Below are 16,134 nucleotides of genomic sequence, written 5' to 3'. Positions count from 1 at the left end.
GGAGGTTATGAAAAATGGCAGAAGTAAAGGAAAAACGCCATGAAGCGCTTGGCTTAAGTGATGAGCAAGTATTAGAAATGTACCGTACGATGTTACTTGCACGTAAAATTGATGAACGCATGTGGTTATTAAACCGTGCGGGTAAAATCCCATTCGTAATTTCTTGTCAAGGACAAGAAGCGGCGCAAGTAGGATCCGCGTTTGCACTTGATCGAGAAAAGGATTATGTATTGCCTTACTACCGTGATATGGGCGTAGTATTAACATTTGGTATGACAGCAAAAGAACTTATGTTATCTGGATTTGCAAAAGCGGAAGATCCAAACTCAGGTGGCCGTCAAATGCCTGGTCACTTTGGACAGAAGAAAAATCGTATTGTAACAGGATCGTCTCCGGTTACAACACAAGTACCACATGCTGTTGGGATTGCTTTAGCGGGAAAAATGGAGAAAAAAGATTTAGTAACGTTTGTAACATTTGGTGAAGGTTCTTCTAACCAAGGTGATTTCCACGAAGGTGCGAACTTTGCTGGTGTACACAAGCTACCTGTCATCTTTATGTGTGAAAATAACAAATATGCAATTTCAGTACCGCTTGAAAAGCAATTAGCATGTAAAAATGTATCAGATCGTGCGATTGGATATGGTATGCCAGGATATACGGTAGACGGAAATGATCCACTTGCAGTATATGAAGCTGTAAAAGAGGCAGCAGAACGCGGAAGACGCGGTGAAGGCCCAACGTTAATTGAGACTGTATCATATCGTTTAACAGCACATTCCAGTGATGATGACGATCGTGTATATCGCGATAAAGAAGAAGTGGAAGAAGCGAAGAAGAAAGATTCAATCTTTACATTTGCTGCTTATTTAAAAGAAGTAGGTTTATTGACAGAAGAATCTGAAAAACAAATGTTAGATGAAATTATGCATATCGTAAATGAAGCAACAGAATATGCAGAAAATGCTCCGTATGCAGCACCTGAAGATGCATTGAAGCACGTATACGCAGAATAGGGGGAACGTTTCATGGCTGTAATGTCTTATATTGACGCGATTACATTAGCAATGCGTGAAGAAATGGAACGCGATGAGAAAGTATTTGTATTAGGAGAAGACGTTGGTAAAAAAGGTGGCGTATTTAAAGCGACAACTGGATTGTATGATCAATTCGGCGAAGATCGCGCGCTCGATACACCGCTTGCAGAATCTGCAATTGCAGGAGTAGCAATCGGAGCGGCGATGTATGGTATGCGTCCGATTGCGGAAATGCAATTTGCTGATTTTATTATGCCAGCGGTGAACCAAATTGTGTCTGAAGCAGCAAAAATTCGCTATCGTTCTAATAATGACTGGACTTGTCCATTAACGATACGTGCACCATTTGGTGGCGGTGTTCACGGTGCTTTATATCATTCACAATCCGTAGAAGCATTATTTGCAAACCAACCGGGTTTAAAAATAGTAATTCCTTCTACACCACATGATGCAAAAGGATTATTAAAAGCGGCGATTCGTGATGAAGATCCAGTATTATTCTTTGAACATAAACGTGCATATCGTTTAATTAAAGGCGAAGTACCAGAAGATGATTACGTATTACCGATTGGAAAAGCAGATGTAAAACGTGAAGGCGATGATATTACTGTTATCACATATGGATTATGTGTTCATTTTGCTCTTCAAGCTGCTGAAAAGTTAGCAAAAGATGGCATTTCCGCACATATTCTTGACTTGCGTACTGTATATCCATTAGATAAGGAAGCAATTATTGAAGCTGCTTCAAAAACAGGTAAAGTTCTTCTTGTAACGGAAGATAATAAAGAAGGAAGTATTATGAGCGAAGTATCCGCGATTATCGCTGAAAATTGCCTGTTTGATTTAGATGCACCAATTGCGCGTCTTGCAGGTCCAGACGTTCCGGCGATGCCATATGCACCAACAATGGAAAAATTCTTTATGGTAAATCCAGATAAAGTTGAAAAAGCAATGCGTGAACTTGCGGAATTTTAATCGGGGGGACTATACATGGCTGTAGAAAATATTACAATGCCTCAGCTCGGGGAGAGCGTAACAGAAGGTACAATTAGCAAATGGCTTGTAAATGTTGGGGATCATGTGAATAAATATGATCCAATCGCAGAAGTAATGACAGATAAGGTGAATGCAGAAGTACCATCTTCTTTCACCGGGGTTGTGAAAGAGTTAGTTGCAGCAGAAGGAGACACACTTTCTGTAGGTGAAGTTGTTTGTGTCATTCAAGTAGAGGGCGCAGACGAAGTAGCAGCAACAGCTGTAGAAGAGAAAACGAAAGAGGAACCAAAAGCAGAGGTTGCCTCGGCTGAAAAAGTAGCAAAAGTAAAGCAACCAACTGACGGGAAACCTCGTTATTCTCCAGCGGTATTAAAACTTGCGGGTGAACATAATATTGATTTAAATGTAGTAGAAGGTACAGGAGCAAATGGACGCATTACACGTAAAGATATTTTGAAACTTGTGGAATCAGGAAATATTCCGCAAGCAGGTACGAAAAAAGAGGAAGTAGCTGTATCAACACCTACTCCTCAAGAAGCACCAAAAGCAGAAGAGAAAATAGCAGTACAAAAAACAGAGGCAAAACCAGTATCTGTACCAACCGTACCTGGTGACATTGAAATTCCAGTAACAGGTGTGCGTAAAGCAATTGCTGCGAATATGTTACGCAGTAAACATGAAGCACCTCACGCTTGGATGATGATTGAAGTAGATGTGACAAATCTTGTATCGTATCGTAACTCAATCAAAAATGAATTTAAAAAACGCGAAGGTTTTAACTTAACATTTTTTGCATTCTTCGTAAAAGCAGTTGCACAAGCGTTAAAAGAATATCCACAAATTAATTCTATGTGGGCTGGTGATAAAATCGTTCAGAAGAAAGATATTAACCTTTCTATCGCTGTTGCAACAGAAGATGAACTATTTGTTCCAGTGATTAAACATGCAGACGAAAAAACAATTAAAGGAATTGCTCGTGAAATTACAGAGCTTGCAACGAAAGTTCGTACCAAATCATTAAAACCAGATGAGATGCAAGGCGGTACATTTACAATTAATAACACAGGGTCATTTGGTTCTGTTCAATCTATGGGTATTATTAACCATCCACAAGCTGCTATTTTACAAGTAGAATCAATTGTGAAACGTCCGGTTATTATGGATAACGGCATGTTTGGTGCACGTGATATGGTTAATTTATGTTTATCGCTTGATCATCGCGTACTTGACGGTTTGATCTGTGGCAAGTTCTTAGGTCGAGTGAAAGAGATTTTAGAAAATACGTCAGCGGATCATACATCTGTATATTAATAAAAAGCTCGCGGAATGCGAGCTTTTTTACATTTATACAAAAGGTTATATCTTTCATTTCTATCTTAATATCTGACAATGAGTCATAATGTATGAAGAATTTATGAAAATACATTGCTGATATCTGGTATATAGATATAAAATAAAAAAAGAATCATTTTTTTTCCAAATCTTACTGATGAAACTATAGTATAATATATTGTATTGTATGAAAAAGAGAGTTATTCTATATAAGTGTTTCATAGATAATCTGTAATCAGTCGTCAAAATATGCATAATGTTGACTCCTGGTTTTTTATTTTGCTGTAACAATGTTTCAGGAGGATGTCATGAAAAGAAGTACCGAATTTCTAAAAAGTTTAGATGTAAAGTTAATTTTAATTTTGTTTGCACTATGTGTTACAAGTATAGCAGCTATATATAGCAGTCAACAAACTGGACAGTATGGGGATTCAAACTTCGCTTTGAAACAAGGTGTAAACTACATAATAGGGGTTGTATTGTTACTCCTTGTTGCTAGCGTCGACTTAGATCAACTGCAAAAATTGTCCTGGCCACTCTATATTGTTGGATTTGGGTCATTAATACTTTTGAAGATATTGCCAACATCGAGCTTTACACCTGAAAAGTTAGGGGCAAAAAGATGGTTTATTTTCCCTGGTATCGGACAAATCCAACCATCCGAGTTTTTCAAAATTTCATTGCTTCTCATCGTTGCAAGTTTAGCGGTGAAACATAATGCACAATATGTAATCCGGACATTTCAAACAGATTTAATATTAGTAGGAAAAATTATGCTAGTGTCACTTCCTCCTATGGTAGTTGTATATAGTCAACCAGATACAGGTATGGTGTTCTTATATGCAGCTGCAATCGCGTGTATTTTGTTTATGTCAGGGATTCAAAAGAAGTTAATTGCATTATGTACAGTTATTCCGGTGACGATATTGTCTACATTAATATTTATATACGTAAAATATCCGGATTTTTTCTTTAATAAATTAGTGACGATGTTAAAACCTCACCAGCAATCACGTATTTTAGGTTGGTTAGATCCATTTGAACATACAGATCAAGGGTATCAAACCCAGCAATCCATTTTAGCTGTTGGCAGTGGAGGAATGGAAGGAAAAGGATTTGGTGGCGGAAATGTCTATATTCCGGAGAAACATACTGACTTTATCTTTGCTACGATTGCTGAAGAAGGTGGATTTATCATTGCTGCTCTAGTTGTATTCTTGTTTCTTTTACTCCTTTATCGAACAATTATTATTGGTTATTCTGCTGATAATCTATTTGGTACACTATTATGTGCTGGAACAATTGGCATATTAACGATTCAAATCTTCCAAAATGTTGGTATGATTGTTGGGTTAATGCCTGTAAAAGGGATCGCACTTCCATTTTTATCATATGGAGGGAGCTCTTTATTCTCGAATATGATTATGATGGGACTCATATTATCGGTACGGAAAACATATAAAAAGTATATGTTTTCTGTGAAGTAACATCTTTGAAAGAAGTTGGTTTGTTTCAGAACAAATCAACTTCTTTTATATATCCGCTCAATTAGCAAGCGTGCATGGCTGATAATCTTCTGTAGAACGAGCAATTCTAGCATATAGATTTTTAAGAACAATTGCACAATTGGGGTGTTATATTTGTATGAGTGTTATTTGCTATGATGAACTGCAGTTCAATGATTATGACGTTCTAACATACGTGCTAGTTGAATAGGGAAGACAAGACTTTATTTGAACTGTTCTGCTAACAACAATTGATGAAAGATACACGCACTTTACCATTTTCTACATATGATACAATAGTGTGGACAAAGAAATAACAAAAGGGAGGTGTTTCGATGGGATATGTAGAGGAGTTGCGAAAAATAGTTGGCCATCGCCCTTTAATTTTAGTTGGCGCTGTTGTACTTGTAATCAATAAAAAGGGAGAAGTTTTATTACAACAAAGAACAGAGCCATATGGAAAATGGGGATTGCCTGGTGGCCTAATGGAACTTGGCGAATCACCAGAAGAAACAGCTTACCGCGAAGTATATGAAGAGACAGGGATTCATGTTAAGAATTTGCGTTTAATTCATGTATTTTCTGGAGCTAACTATTTTACAAAACTAGCGAACGGAGATGAATTTCAATCGGTAACAACAGCTTATTATACAGATGAATATGAAGGAAACTTCAATATGAACACAGCAGAGGCTGTTCAGCTTGCATTCTTTCCAATAAGAGAACTTCCTGATTATATGGTAGGATCACACAAAAAAATAATTGAAACGTATGAAAAAATAGAAAAAGAAAATAAAAACGCGATATAATAGCTGTAGAAATACAAAAACACAGTTCGGTTGGTAGTCCGGGCGCATACGAGTATGTCAGTAACCTTCCCCTCCGGGATGTCCAGTATTTCTGAATCTTTTTTTTAGGAGGGGCTGTCGATGGAATTGACAGTATATCACGATGGTCAATACTTTGTTGGAATTATTACGAAAAACGAAAAAGGAAAATTGTATGGAGCGCGTTATATTTTCGGAACAGAGCCATCAGATGAGGAAATTCTCTCATTTGTCAATGGAAAGATGTTCACTTATTTTCAAAATTTTGCTCGCTATGGGGTTGAAGTGAGAACGAAGCAAAGGCCAAAAAATATAAAGCGTCTTATAAGGCAAGCAGCAAAAGAGGTTCATGTATCTCGTCTTACAAAAGCACAGGAAGCAATCCAATTGTCATATGAATTGCGTAAGAAAGAGAAACAGGTGCTCGCAAAGGAACAACGCGAAGCAGAAAAGCGAAGAAAACGTCTTATGAAAGTACAAAAGGCAAAGCAAAAGCGTCGTGGTCATTAAGAAAAAATCTTAGAGCCTCTTGCTCTAGGATTTTTTTAGATTTAACAACAAAACAAGTAAGTTTACTTGTATTTCGGAAATAGTTACTGGTAAGATACAAATAGGTACACTTAGAGGAGGGAACATTTTGATTAACTTTAATTTTTTTATGAATGATGTCGTTCGTCAAGCACGCGAAGAAATCGTCTCCGCTGGATATACAGAATTAACAACGCCAGAAGCAGTTGATGAAGCATTGAAAAGAAAAGGTACAACACTTGTAATGGTAAACTCTGTATGTGGCTGTGCAGGCGGAATTGCTCGCCCTGCTGCCGCACATTCTGTTCATTATGATAAACGTCCAGATCATCTCGTAACAGTATTTGCAGGGCAAGATAAAGAAGCAACAGCACGTGCACGTGAATATTTTGAAGGATACCCACCTTCCTCTCCATCTTTTGCCTTATTAAAAGACGGAAAGATTGTAACAATGGTAGAGCGCCACGAAATCGAGGGGCATGAACCGATGCAAGTCATTGAAAAGTTACAATCCTATTTTGAAGAGAACTGCGAAGAACTATAAGAAAACAAAAAGGTCCGTATACATTATCGTATACGGACCTTTTTGTTATTTTATTATGCACATGAGGATTGAATAGATAAAAATTATTTTTATACAATTTTTATGCATAAAAATAATTTTTTATCTTATTTTAAACGTTTTTATATTTATTTTTATTTTAATTATTGCATAAAAATAAAAACACTGTTACAATACAAACAACGAATAAAAATTCTTATAAACTTTTAAATATACAATATTAGGGGGAAGAAATATGAAGAAGGTATTATCGATTTCGTTTGCACTCATTTTCATTTTAAGTATGTTTAGTGCGTGTAGTAAAGGAGAGGAAAAAGAAGCAGGTGCTGACAAAAATAAAAAGGTGCTTATTATGGGGACTTCAGCAGATTATAAACCGTATGAATATGTGGAAGCATCAAAAAGTGATGAGATTATTGGATTTGATGTCGATATTGCAAAATATATTGGGAAAGAACTTGGATATGAAGTGAAAGTAAAAGATATGGATTTTGGAGGATTGTTAGCATCGCTCAGTTCAGGAAAAGTAGATTTTGTTATGGCGGGCATGACACCAACAGCAGAGCGTAAAGAAAATGCAGATTTCACAGATATTTATTTCGTTGCGAAAAATATGATTGTTTCCAAGAAAGATTCTAATATTAAGTCATTACAAGATTTGAAAGGGAAAAAGGTAGGGGTACAAACTGGTTCTATTCAAGAAGAAAAAGCAAATGAGTTCAAAAAACAAGTGGACTTTAAAGTGGAAGGACGCGATCGTGTACCAGAAATTGTACAAGAAATTAAAGCAGGACGTTTTGATGCTGCTATTTTAGAAGATACGATTGCTAAACATTATTTAGAAAAGGTAAAAGGTTTACAAGGGATTCAAATTCAAGAAGCACCAGAAGAAGTAGGGGCAGCGATTGCTCTTCCAAAAAATAGCGATAAAACAGCAGAGTTTAATAAAGTGATTCAGAAGATGCAAGAAAATGGTGAAATGGATAAATTAGTGAAAAAATGGTTTGGTAGCGAAAAATAAGCTGCCTTTCTATCTTCTGGGAGAGGAATGAACAAAACATGAATCTAGATTTTTCGGCAATTACGCCGTCGATACCATATATATTAAAAGGATTAGAAGTTACATTAAAAATTGTAGCTGTTTCAGCTTTAATTGGTTTTATGTTAGGGACACTATTAGCGCTTTGTAAGATTGCTAGAATTCGAGTTTTAAATGTTGCAGCGGATATATATACATCCATATTTCGTGGAACACCACTTGTTTTACAATTAATGATTATATATTTTGGTGTACCACAAATGATTGGATATGATATTCCAGCTTTTTTAGCCGCAGTCATTGCATTTAGCTTAAATTCAGGTGCATATATGTCTGAGGTCATTCGCGCTGGGATTCAAGCGATTGATAAAGGACAGACAGAAGCAGCGATGGCGCTAGGTGTACCGTATGGGAAAATGATGAGAAATATTATATTACCACAAGCATTAAAAAATATATTACCTGCGCTTGTGAATGAATTTGCAACACTTACGAAGGAATCGGCTGTAGTGACAGTAATTGGCGCAACAGATTTAATGCGTCGTGCTTACATTGTGGGTGGTGAAACATTTAAGTATCTTGAACCATTACTTTTTGTTGGGCTTGTTTATTATATTTTAGTTATTGTACTTACATTAGTTGGGAAAGCAATTGAAGGGAGAATGAAGAAAAGTGATTAAGATTGAAAACCTTCATAAATCATTTGGACAAAATGAAGTATTAAAAGGAATTACGACAACAATTGAAAAAGGAGAAGTTGTTGCAATTGTTGGGCCATCTGGATCGGGGAAATCAACTTTTTTACGTTGTATGAACGTATTGGAAACACCGACAAGTGGAAGCATTTGGATCGGAGATAAAGAAGTAACAAATCCGAAAACGAATATTATGAATGTACGTGAAAATGTCGGAATGGTATTTCAACATTTTCATTTGTTCCCACATATGACCGTGCTAGAAAATATTATATATGCTCCTGTAAATGTAAAAGGGATCGCTAAAGGAACTGCGGAACAAAAAGCAATGGAATTATTGGAGAAAGTAGGATTACTAAATAAGAAGGATGCATATCCAAATCGCCTATCTGGGGGACAAAAGCAACGCGTGGCCATCGCTAGAGCATTAGCTATGGAACCGGAAGTGATGTTATTTGATGAACCAACTTCTGCACTGGATCCTGAGATGGTAAAAGAAGTATTGGAAGTAATGAAATCATTAGTGACCACAGGGATGACGATGGCAATTGTGACACATGAGATGGGGTTTGCGAAAGAAGTAGCGGATCGTGTCCTTTTCTTAGATGGTGGGAAACTCGTTGAAGATACAACTCCGCAGCAATTTTTTACAGAACCAAAGAGCGACCGTGCAAAAGTTTTTTTACAAAAAATATTGTAATATGTCAAAGTTAAGTGAATAATAAAAGAAAAGGATGACAGTTTGTCGTCCTTTTTTTATACTTATCGTAAATACGTTTATACATATAGGAGCAATGATATGTTTAAAATCGGATATCGTACAGTAAAAACAGCAGTTGGAACAGGAATCGCTGTCTTTCTTGCTCAGCTTTTTGGATTAGAGTTTTATAGTTCAGCAGGGATTTTAGTGATTTTATGTGTACAAAATACAAAGCGAAAATCACTGCAAGTATCGTTACATCGCTTTTTAGCATGTGTATTATCGATGGCATTTTCATTTTGTATTTTTGAGACAATTGGTTATACACCACTTGCTATTAGCTTATTGCTGCTTACTTTTATTCCAACAGCGGTTATGTGTAAGATTCAAGAAGGAATTGTGACAAGTTCCGTTATTGTTATGCATCTCTATTCATTAAAACATATTACTTGGTCAGCGATTGGAAATGAAGTTGCCGTATTAACGATTGGAATCAGTGTCGCTTTATTAGTGAATATGTATATGCCGAGTGCAGAAAAGAAATTAAAGGAATATCAAGAGCAAGTAGAATCGAATTTTAAAACGATTTTATTTGAGATAGCAGCATACTTACGCAAGCGAGATAGTACGTGGTCGGGAAAAGAATTAATTGAAACAGAGGAAATTTTGAAACGAGCGAAGGATGTATCGTTCAAAAAGTTAGAAAATCAATTTATGCGAGAAGATGATTATTATTATCGATATTTCGATATGCGCTTTCAGCAATTTGAAATTTTAGAGAGAATTATGCCGCTTGCTGCTTCATTATCTTGGTCTTACGAACAAGCGGAGATGATTGCAGAAGTGATCGAAAATGTTGGGAATTCGATTCGTCCTGAAAGTACAGGGTTAATTTCACTTAGACAGCTTCAAGAGATGCGCGAATTGTTTCGAGAAATGCCTCTTCCAGAGACACGTGAGGAATTTGAAATACGTGCAAAACTTTTTCAACTCGTATATGAAATGGAACAATATTTACTCATTAAAAGCCGATTTAAGGGAAAGGATAATATAAAAGAGCTTATATAAGGAGGCAGGAGTTGCATATGCCATTTCTTATCTCGTTATTATTACTTTTTTCCCTTTCTCCCATTTGGCCCCTTGGTGATAATCCGCGAGTTGGAGATCCTTTCATTATTGTAAATAAAGAGAACAATAAACTTGCTTATATTAACGATGGGAAAATTCAAAATGTTTTTCCTGTTGCAACTGGAAAAACAAATGAACTCACACCAGAGGGAACATTTGATATTGTGATGAAAGCAAAAAATCCTTACTATATTGCAAAAAATATTCCAGGAGGATCACCGAAAAATCCACTTGGATCGAGGTGGATGGGATTTAATGCAAGAGGGACCGATGGAAGCAAATATGGTATTCATGGTACAAATCAACCGAGTTCTATTGGGAAATATATTTCACAAGGATGTATTAGGATGAAGAAACATGATGTGGAATATTTATTTGATCGTGTTCCAATCGGAACAAAAGTATGGATTGTCAAATCGAAGAAATCCTTCTCGCAGCTGGCGAAAGAAAAAGGAGCGATTCGCTAGAGAGAGTCAATCATATAAGGTAGATGTTCTTTACATGTACCTTGTATGATTGATATGTGTGCATGTTCATGCGTTAATGAAGATATATAGAGATAGTAAGAAAGGAATTGCTTATATGTATGTGAATTCAAAAATTTCGTACGCGCAATTTTTAATTGGTTTTCTATTCATTATTACCTTTATATTAGCGATTTTTAATATATGCACTTTTTTTGTATCTATTCTATTTATGGCATTGTTAAATTTAACATTTGTAGTTGGAGCATTTCAGCAAAAGCAGTATACAAGTTTTGTGATGGCTCTTATGATGATGTTTTCGTTTAGCATTGTAGCGATTTTATTAGTAATAAAGTAGATCTCCATTTTGTTTAATCAAACAAGGCTGTTATTTTCTATGAGAATATACAGCCTTGTTTTTATTATAGAGATAAAGTGCAACTTTAATTAGCGAGAGTCTTGCTGCTCACCAATAGCAGGATAAAATATAAAAGGTAAATATACACTTTTTTACCAAAACATACTTGCACCAGCGAGCAATGTTGTTACAAGCATGGAAATAAGCATGATATATACCATAATTTTTTGTGCTTTTTTATTCATAATGGGCCTCCTTGCAGTCATTACAAGTTTATTGTAACGAGAAACGAAAGAAGGGACAAGGGGAAAGACAAAGTTTGGGAAGTGTCTCGGAACATAAAAGGAAAATTTGCAATACATAGAGAATATAAAAAAAGTAAGGAAATACTTTTAACAGTTTTGTAAGCTGAAGAATGGAGATACGATGATGAAAATATATGAAACAGAGCGTTTACAATTAAGAGAAATTGACGAGTCGTATGCAAAGCAAGTTCTTCAATATTACGATAAAAATCGTGATTTTTTAAAAGCATGGGAAGAATATAGACCAGATGATTTTTTTACATTAGAGTATCAAACAAAACGACTTAAGAAAGATAGAAAAGAAGCAGCAGAGGGGAAAATAATCCGACTATGGATATTTAAAAAAGAGGATGATACAAATATTATTGGCTGTATTTCGTTCAATTTAATTGTGAGAGGTGTTTATCAATCATGTGTTCTTGGCTATAAATTGGATAAGGATGAATTGAATAAAGGATATACAACAGAAGCGCTTAGAAAGGCAATTGAGGTAGCTTTTCAAGAAGCTCGTTTACATCGAATTGAAGCGCCAATTATGCCTCGAAATTTAGCATCGATTCAAGTTGTCACAAAACTTGGATTTCAATATGAAGGTGTATCTCGAAAAATGTTAATGGTCAATGGAGTGTGGGAGGATCATATGCGATGGGTTCTTTTAAATGAGTCAAAGTAAACAGATGGTTATATAGATGTGCGAACCATCTGTTTTTTGTCATGTATTTCGAAAATTTCGCGAAATTCTGTTATAATGAATAGTGTACATACATAATGGTAGTGCAGGAGGCGCAGTTTTTATGATTAATCAAGAACGTTTAGTCAATGAATTTATGGAATTAGTACAAGTAGATTCTGAAACGAAATTTGAGGCAGAAATTTGCAAAGTGTTAACAGAGAAATTTACCGCTCTAGGTGTTGAAGTATTTGAAGACGATACAATCGATGTAACGGGACATGGTGCAGGTAATCTAATTTGTACATTACCAGCAACAAAAGAAGACGTAGATACAATTTACTTTACTTCTCATATGGATACAGTAGTTCCAGGAAAAGGAATTAAACCTTCTATTAAAGATGGGTATATTGTATCTGATGGTACTACAATTTTAGGATCAGATGATAAAGCGGGATTAGCAGCGATGTTTGAAGCAATCCGCGTTTTAAAAGAAAAGAATATTCCACATGGGAAAATTGAATTTATTATTACAGTTGGCGAAGAATCAGGTCTTGTCGGTGCAAAAGCATTAGATCGCGAACGCATTACAGCGAAATATGGTTATGCGTTAGATAGCGATGGAAAAGTCGGTGAAATTGTAGTCGCAGCACCAACGCAAGCAAAAGTAAATGCAATTATTCGTGGGAAAACAGCACATGCTGGTGTAGCGCCAGAAAAAGGCGTATCTGCTATTACAATTGCAGCAAAAGCAATTGCCAAAATGCCACTTGGACGCATTGATTCTGAAACAACTGCAAATATTGGTCGGTTTGAAGGAGGAACACAAACAAATATCGTTTGTGACCATGTGCAAATTTTTGCGGAAGCACGTTCTCTAGTAGAAGAAAAAATGCAAGCGCAAGTTGCAAAAATGAAAGAAGCATTTGAAACAACTGCAAAAGAAATGGGCGGTCAAGCAGATGTTGAAGTAAAAGTTATGTATCCAGGATTTAAATTTGCTGATGGCGATCATGTTGTAGAAGTAGCAAAACGTGCAGCTGAAAAAATTGGCCGCACACCATCTCTTCATCAAAGTGGTGGCGGAAGTGATGCAAATGTAATTGCTGGACATGGTATCCCAACAGTGAACTTAGCAGTAGGGTATGAGGAAATTCATACAACAAACGAAAAAATTCCTGTTGAAGAACTTACAAAAACAGCTGAATTAGTCGTAGCAATTATTGAAGAAGTAGCGAAATAATTGTAAGGAAAATAGAAAGAGCGTGTAGCCTATAGAAGGTTTACACGCTCTTTTTCATTTGGATTCAATTGCTTTTACAAGGCGAACGAGCCAATATAAAAAAATCCAGGGGAGTATATAAGTTGTTGTGACACGTACTACGTGAGGGAGAAGTGCGAAGGTAGCATGAAAATTGAAAATTGGTAGTAGCAAATAGTTAATAGCAATAATGAATATAATAACAAGGAATGTGTAATTGAGTTTACTATGTTTTTTCATCATTGTGCCTCCTTTTACAAATTTATCCATTATTAATGTAAGTATAGCAAAAATATGAATAAGAAAGAACGTGTTTTTGTAGCTGAAAAGCCCCACTGTTTTCATGGAATTTGCTATAATAAAATCAAGAACAAATGTTCCTTAAGAGGTGAAAAACATGAGAGAAATGTACCCGAAAAATGGTCGTGTCATTCTGCATGTTGATATGAATTGTTTTTTCGCATCGGTTGAAATTGCACATGATCCATCGTTAAAAGGAAAACCGTTAGCAATTGCAGGAAATGAAAAAGAGCGAAAAGGAATTATTGTGACATGCAGCTATGAAGCGAGAGAATACGGGATACGTACAACGATGCAACTTTGGGAAGCAAAGAAGTTATGTCCTCATTTAATTGTGAAGCAGCCGAATTTTACATTATATCGAGAAGCTTCTTTTCAAATGTTTCAAATTCTCTCTCGTTTCACAGAGAAAATACAACCGGTCTCGATAGATGAAGGATATTTAGATATTACAGATTGCTATGCGCTTGGTACGCCAATTGAAATTGCAAAAATGATTCAACAGGCATTAGTAACAGAATTGCAACTTCCATGCAGCATCGGGATAGCGCCAAATCTCTTTCTTGCGAAAACAGCTTCTGATATGCAAAAGCCGCTCGGTATTACAGTGCTGCGAAAGCGAGATATTCCGTACATGCTTTGGCCACGTTCCGTTGAAAGTATGCATGGAATTGGGAAGAAAACAGCAGAGAAATTAAATGAAATTCATATATATACGATTGAACAGTTAGCAAAGGGAGACGAACATATTATTCGTGCGAAGCTTGGAAAGCATGGTGTTGATTTACAAAAACGGGCAAAAGGTATCGATGATCGAAAGGTTGATCCAAATCAAATGGGGCAACATAAAAGCGTTGGAAACTCAATGACTTTTTCAAAGGATATGGATGAAGAGAGAGAATTACTTGATATGCTGAAGAAATTATCAAAATCTGTAAGCAATAGATTGAAAAAACGTACGCTCGTTAGCTACAATATTCAAATTATAATTAAATATTATGATAGACACACAATCACGCGAAGTAAACAATTAAAAAATGCAGTTTGGGAAGAGCGCGATATATTTCAAGCGGCTTCTCGTTTATGGAAACAACATTGGAATGGTGATCCTATTCGTTTACTTGGTGTTACAGCGACTGAATTAGAATGGAAAACAGAATCGGTAAAGCAATTAGATTTATTCTCATTTGAGCAAGATGCAAAAGAAGAGCCGTTATTAGCCGTTATTGAGCAAATTAATGGTAAATATGGAACGCCCCTGTTACAACGAGGGAGTCAATTGTTACGCAAACAAGAGAAATCGTTCCAGCAAAGATTAGAAAATAAATTTTTATAAAAAGTGCCATGATTACATATAAGCATCATGACACTTTTTCCTTTAGCGAGAGTTTGGGAACACTCTTCGAACCGTTTCATTAAATTCCTCGATTAATCCTCTTACTGGTTTTCCTTGATCAATTTTTGTAGCATAATCTCTCATGCGATCAACGAAATCAGGGTTTGAAGAAACAAAGACATAACGAATATTTGGATCAGTTGCTCTTACTTGGTCGGCAACTCTTTTTTCTAATTCTCTTGTGAGTTCCCCTTTTACATTATCTCGTAAAACAACAGCAACGTAGGCGTTTCTATTTGTAACAATTACATTCGCTGTATCTATTTCTTTTAGCTTTACAATGCGGTCTGCTGCTTTATTGGCTATGTGCAGTCGTGTGTCATTGTTTGTTATATCATTTGGGACATTTCTTCCTCTTTGAAGATCTGTTTGATTTCCTTCGTATCTAACATTTCGAATGTTATCGTTATTTCGATTATCTAAGGCGTTATCTTTTTGATTTCCGGCACAGCCAAAGAGCGAAATGGTTGCTAGTGAAATAATGGAACATATTTTAAGCTTTTTCATTGCTCTTCCTCCTTCTTGGTAGTATGTTTTTAAAATGACCAATAGGAGATTTATTATTCATATTGAAACGGACATATTTTTTCTAGAGTGGATCGAAAACGATATGAATAGTTGATAAATGAGGCAGAAGAGAATAGGGTGTCTTTTGATGAGTTGACTGAGAAATATATGTAATAGGAAATGGGGGATATGAAATGAGTAAGGAAGCACCCATTTGGGTGCTTCCTTACTTTATAGATTATGAGATCGTAGGATTTGTATCAATAACAATCTCTGCATTGTTTGCTGTTGAAATACGTTGTGCATAATATGTGATAGAGGAAGAGATGTATTCCGGTACTGTTTGATTCGTATGCGATGATGTATACTCATAGATTAATTCCTTTAAAGTTGACCACTTCAGCTGGGCTCGGTAATTAGAAACAAATGAGCTTACCCAACGATCAAATGAAGACGAAAAATCAGTTTGTAAACGAAATACTTCTTTCATAATAAGACGCTCCCTTTATTTTTTATACAATTAT

General features: G+C 35.9%; 20 protein-coding genes. 16 read left to right on the top strand and 4 right to left on the bottom strand.

Translation table 11 applies throughout. The features are described from left to right. Positions 1 to 14 precede the first annotated feature (14 nt). The 13 genes from bfmBAA to MR063_RS01755 all read left to right on the top strand — a co-directional run bounded on the left by bfmBAA (position 15) and on the right by MR063_RS01755 (position 11,171). Complete coding sequence (gene bfmBAA, locus MR063_RS01815; RefSeq protein ID WP_242193086.1) at positions 15 to 1,016, top strand: 3-methyl-2-oxobutanoate dehydrogenase subunit alpha; 1,002 nt, start codon at positions 15 to 17, stop codon at positions 1,014 to 1,016. Positions 1,017 to 1,028: 12 nt separating this feature from the next. Then, positions 1,029 to 2,012 (top strand): 3-methyl-2-oxobutanoate dehydrogenase subunit beta, encoded by a 984-nt coding sequence (bfmBAB, locus tag MR063_RS01810; protein WP_242143714.1) that lies wholly within the window; start codon positions 1,029 to 1,031, stop codon positions 2,010 to 2,012. Positions 2,013 to 2,027: 15 nt separating this feature from the next. Beyond that, positions 2,028 to 3,344: a dihydrolipoamide acetyltransferase family protein gene (locus tag MR063_RS01805; protein ID WP_242193084.1), complete on the top strand. Its 1,317-nt coding sequence runs from the start codon at positions 2,028 to 2,030 to the stop codon at positions 3,342 to 3,344. A gap of 329 nt (positions 3,345 to 3,673) precedes the next feature. Then, entirely contained in the window at positions 3,674 to 4,852 is a 1,179-nt protein-coding gene (locus MR063_RS01800) for an FtsW/RodA/SpoVE family cell cycle protein (protein WP_242193082.1), read from the top strand. A gap of 353 nt (positions 4,853 to 5,205) precedes the next feature. After that, a complete protein-coding gene (locus tag MR063_RS01795; RefSeq protein ID WP_242193078.1) occupies positions 5,206 to 5,679 on the top strand; it encodes an NUDIX hydrolase in 474 nt (157 codons plus the stop codon). A gap of 120 nt (positions 5,680 to 5,799) precedes the next feature. After that, a complete protein-coding gene (locus MR063_RS01790; protein ID WP_242193076.1) occupies positions 5,800 to 6,207 on the top strand; it encodes a YjdF family protein in 408 nt (135 codons plus the stop codon). A 148-nt stretch (positions 6,208 to 6,355) separates the two neighbouring features. Beyond that, positions 6,356 to 6,769, top strand: coding sequence for a BrxA/BrxB family bacilliredoxin (locus MR063_RS01785; protein ID WP_048722048.1), 414 nt, complete (start codon positions 6,356 to 6,358; stop codon positions 6,767 to 6,769). 253 nt (positions 6,770 to 7,022) lie between these two features. Next, positions 7,023 to 7,808, top strand: a complete 786-nt coding sequence (locus tag MR063_RS01780) for a transporter substrate-binding domain-containing protein (protein WP_242193075.1) — start codon at positions 7,023 to 7,025, stop codon at positions 7,806 to 7,808. Between the two features lie 38 nt (positions 7,809 to 7,846). Continuing rightward, positions 7,847 to 8,506 carry an amino acid ABC transporter permease gene (locus MR063_RS01775; protein ID WP_242193074.1) on the top strand — a complete coding sequence of 220 codons (660 nt, stop codon included), beginning with the start codon at positions 7,847 to 7,849 and terminating at the stop codon, positions 8,504 to 8,506. Beyond that, the gene (locus tag MR063_RS01770; protein WP_242193073.1) at positions 8,499 to 9,221 is read left to right on the top strand and encodes an amino acid ABC transporter ATP-binding protein; all 723 of its coding nucleotides are present in this window, start codon (positions 8,499 to 8,501) and stop codon (positions 9,219 to 9,221) included. Before MR063_RS01775 ends, MR063_RS01770 begins: the two co-directional genes overlap by 8 nt. Positions 9,222 to 9,320: 99 nt before the next feature. Next, positions 9,321 to 10,289, top strand: a complete 969-nt coding sequence (locus MR063_RS01765; RefSeq protein WP_242193072.1) for an aromatic acid exporter family protein — start codon at positions 9,321 to 9,323, stop codon at positions 10,287 to 10,289. A 17-nt stretch (positions 10,290 to 10,306) separates the two neighbouring features. Further along, the gene (locus MR063_RS01760; RefSeq protein ID WP_242143705.1) at positions 10,307 to 10,816 is read left to right on the top strand and encodes a L,D-transpeptidase; all 510 of its coding nucleotides are present in this window, start codon (positions 10,307 to 10,309) and stop codon (positions 10,814 to 10,816) included. Between the two features lie 115 nt (positions 10,817 to 10,931). Further along, positions 10,932 to 11,171, top strand: coding sequence for a DUF3894 domain-containing protein (locus MR063_RS01755; RefSeq protein ID WP_242143803.1), 240 nt, complete (start codon positions 10,932 to 10,934; stop codon positions 11,169 to 11,171). Between the two features lie 152 nt (positions 11,172 to 11,323). Here MR063_RS01755 and prli42 read toward each other — a convergent pair whose 3' ends face one another. Further along, positions 11,324 to 11,416 carry a stressosome-associated protein Prli42 gene (gene prli42, locus MR063_RS01750; RefSeq protein WP_087095325.1) on the bottom strand — a complete coding sequence of 31 codons (93 nt, stop codon included), beginning with the start codon at positions 11,414 to 11,416 and terminating at the stop codon, positions 11,324 to 11,326. Between the two features lie 184 nt (positions 11,417 to 11,600). On the opposite strand from prli42, the gene MR063_RS01745 reads away from it, so the two are divergent. Together MR063_RS01745 and MR063_RS01740 are read left to right on the top strand one after the other, a co-directional pair. Beyond that, positions 11,601 to 12,149 (top strand): GNAT family N-acetyltransferase, encoded by a 549-nt coding sequence (locus MR063_RS01745; RefSeq protein ID WP_242143802.1) that lies wholly within the window; start codon positions 11,601 to 11,603, stop codon positions 12,147 to 12,149. A 121-nt stretch (positions 12,150 to 12,270) separates the two neighbouring features. Next, positions 12,271 to 13,389, top strand: a complete 1,119-nt coding sequence (locus tag MR063_RS01740; RefSeq protein ID WP_242193070.1) for a tripeptidase T — start codon at positions 12,271 to 12,273, stop codon at positions 13,387 to 13,389. Between the two features lie 54 nt (positions 13,390 to 13,443). Here the strand turns inward: MR063_RS01740 and MR063_RS01735 are convergent, their stop codons facing one another. Continuing rightward, positions 13,444 to 13,647: a hypothetical protein gene (locus tag MR063_RS01735; protein ID WP_242143800.1), complete on the bottom strand. Its 204-nt coding sequence runs from the start codon at positions 13,645 to 13,647 to the stop codon at positions 13,444 to 13,446. Positions 13,648 to 13,804: 157 nt separating this feature from the next. On the opposite strand from MR063_RS01735, the gene MR063_RS01730 reads away from it, so the two are divergent. Next, positions 13,805 to 15,043: a DNA polymerase IV gene (locus tag MR063_RS01730; protein WP_242193068.1), complete on the top strand. Its 1,239-nt coding sequence runs from the start codon at positions 13,805 to 13,807 to the stop codon at positions 15,041 to 15,043. A 42-nt stretch (positions 15,044 to 15,085) separates the two neighbouring features. Here MR063_RS01730 and MR063_RS01725 read toward each other — a convergent pair whose 3' ends face one another. Then, positions 15,086 to 15,610 carry a YhcN/YlaJ family sporulation lipoprotein gene (locus MR063_RS01725; RefSeq protein ID WP_242193066.1) on the bottom strand — a complete coding sequence of 175 codons (525 nt, stop codon included), beginning with the start codon at positions 15,608 to 15,610 and terminating at the stop codon, positions 15,086 to 15,088. Between the two features lie 238 nt (positions 15,611 to 15,848). Then, positions 15,849 to 16,100 carry a DUF3932 family protein gene (locus tag MR063_RS01720; RefSeq protein WP_242193063.1) on the bottom strand — a complete coding sequence of 84 codons (252 nt, stop codon included), beginning with the start codon at positions 16,098 to 16,100 and terminating at the stop codon, positions 15,849 to 15,851. Positions 16,101 to 16,134 lie beyond the last annotated feature (34 nt).

The sequence above is a fragment of the Bacillus cereus group sp. BfR-BA-01492 genome, assembly GCF_022662815.1.
Taxonomy (GTDB): Bacteria; Bacillota; Bacilli; order Bacillales; family Bacillaceae_G; genus Bacillus_A; species Bacillus_A cereus_BD.
The sequence above is the reverse complement of the archived record's forward strand: the minus strand, read 5'-3'. Positions and strand labels throughout refer to the sequence as shown.

Coding starts and splice junctions, on each gene's coding strand:
- MR063_RS01745 (WP_242143802.1), top strand. CDS start 11,601: ATGAAAATATATGAAACAGAGCGTTTACAATTAAGAGAAATTGACGAG.
- MR063_RS01800 (WP_242193082.1), top strand. CDS start 3,674: ATGAAAAGAAGTACCGAATTTCTAAAAAGTTTAGATGTAAAGTTAATT.
- MR063_RS01730 (WP_242193068.1), top strand. CDS start 13,805: ATGAGAGAAATGTACCCGAAAAATGGTCGTGTCATTCTGCATGTTGAT.
- MR063_RS01765 (WP_242193072.1), top strand. CDS start 9,321: ATGTTTAAAATCGGATATCGTACAGTAAAAACAGCAGTTGGAACAGGA.
- bfmBAA (WP_242193086.1), top strand. CDS start 15: ATGGCAGAAGTAAAGGAAAAACGCCATGAAGCGCTTGGCTTAAGTGAT.
- MR063_RS01740 (WP_242193070.1), top strand. CDS start 12,271: ATGATTAATCAAGAACGTTTAGTCAATGAATTTATGGAATTAGTACAA.
- MR063_RS01735 (WP_242143800.1), bottom strand. CDS start 13,647: ATGAAAAAACATAGTAAACTCAATTACACATTCCTTGTTATTATATTC.
- MR063_RS01790 (WP_242193076.1), top strand. CDS start 5,800: ATGGAATTGACAGTATATCACGATGGTCAATACTTTGTTGGAATTATT.
- MR063_RS01755 (WP_242143803.1), top strand. CDS start 10,932: ATGTATGTGAATTCAAAAATTTCGTACGCGCAATTTTTAATTGGTTTT.
- MR063_RS01720 (WP_242193063.1), bottom strand. CDS start 16,100: ATGAAAGAAGTATTTCGTTTACAAACTGATTTTTCGTCTTCATTTGAT.
- bfmBAB (WP_242143714.1), top strand. CDS start 1,029: ATGGCTGTAATGTCTTATATTGACGCGATTACATTAGCAATGCGTGAA.
- prli42 (WP_087095325.1), bottom strand. CDS start 11,416: ATGAATAAAAAAGCACAAAAAATTATGGTATATATCATGCTTATTTCC.
- MR063_RS01780 (WP_242193075.1), top strand. CDS start 7,023: ATGAAGAAGGTATTATCGATTTCGTTTGCACTCATTTTCATTTTAAGT.
- MR063_RS01785 (WP_048722048.1), top strand. CDS start 6,356: ATGAATGATGTCGTTCGTCAAGCACGCGAAGAAATCGTCTCCGCTGGA.
- MR063_RS01760 (WP_242143705.1), top strand. CDS start 10,307: ATGCCATTTCTTATCTCGTTATTATTACTTTTTTCCCTTTCTCCCATT.
- MR063_RS01775 (WP_242193074.1), top strand. CDS start 7,847: ATGAATCTAGATTTTTCGGCAATTACGCCGTCGATACCATATATATTA.
- MR063_RS01795 (WP_242193078.1), top strand. CDS start 5,206: ATGGGATATGTAGAGGAGTTGCGAAAAATAGTTGGCCATCGCCCTTTA.
- MR063_RS01725 (WP_242193066.1), bottom strand. CDS start 15,610: ATGAAAAAGCTTAAAATATGTTCCATTATTTCACTAGCAACCATTTCG.
- MR063_RS01805 (WP_242193084.1), top strand. CDS start 2,028: ATGGCTGTAGAAAATATTACAATGCCTCAGCTCGGGGAGAGCGTAACA.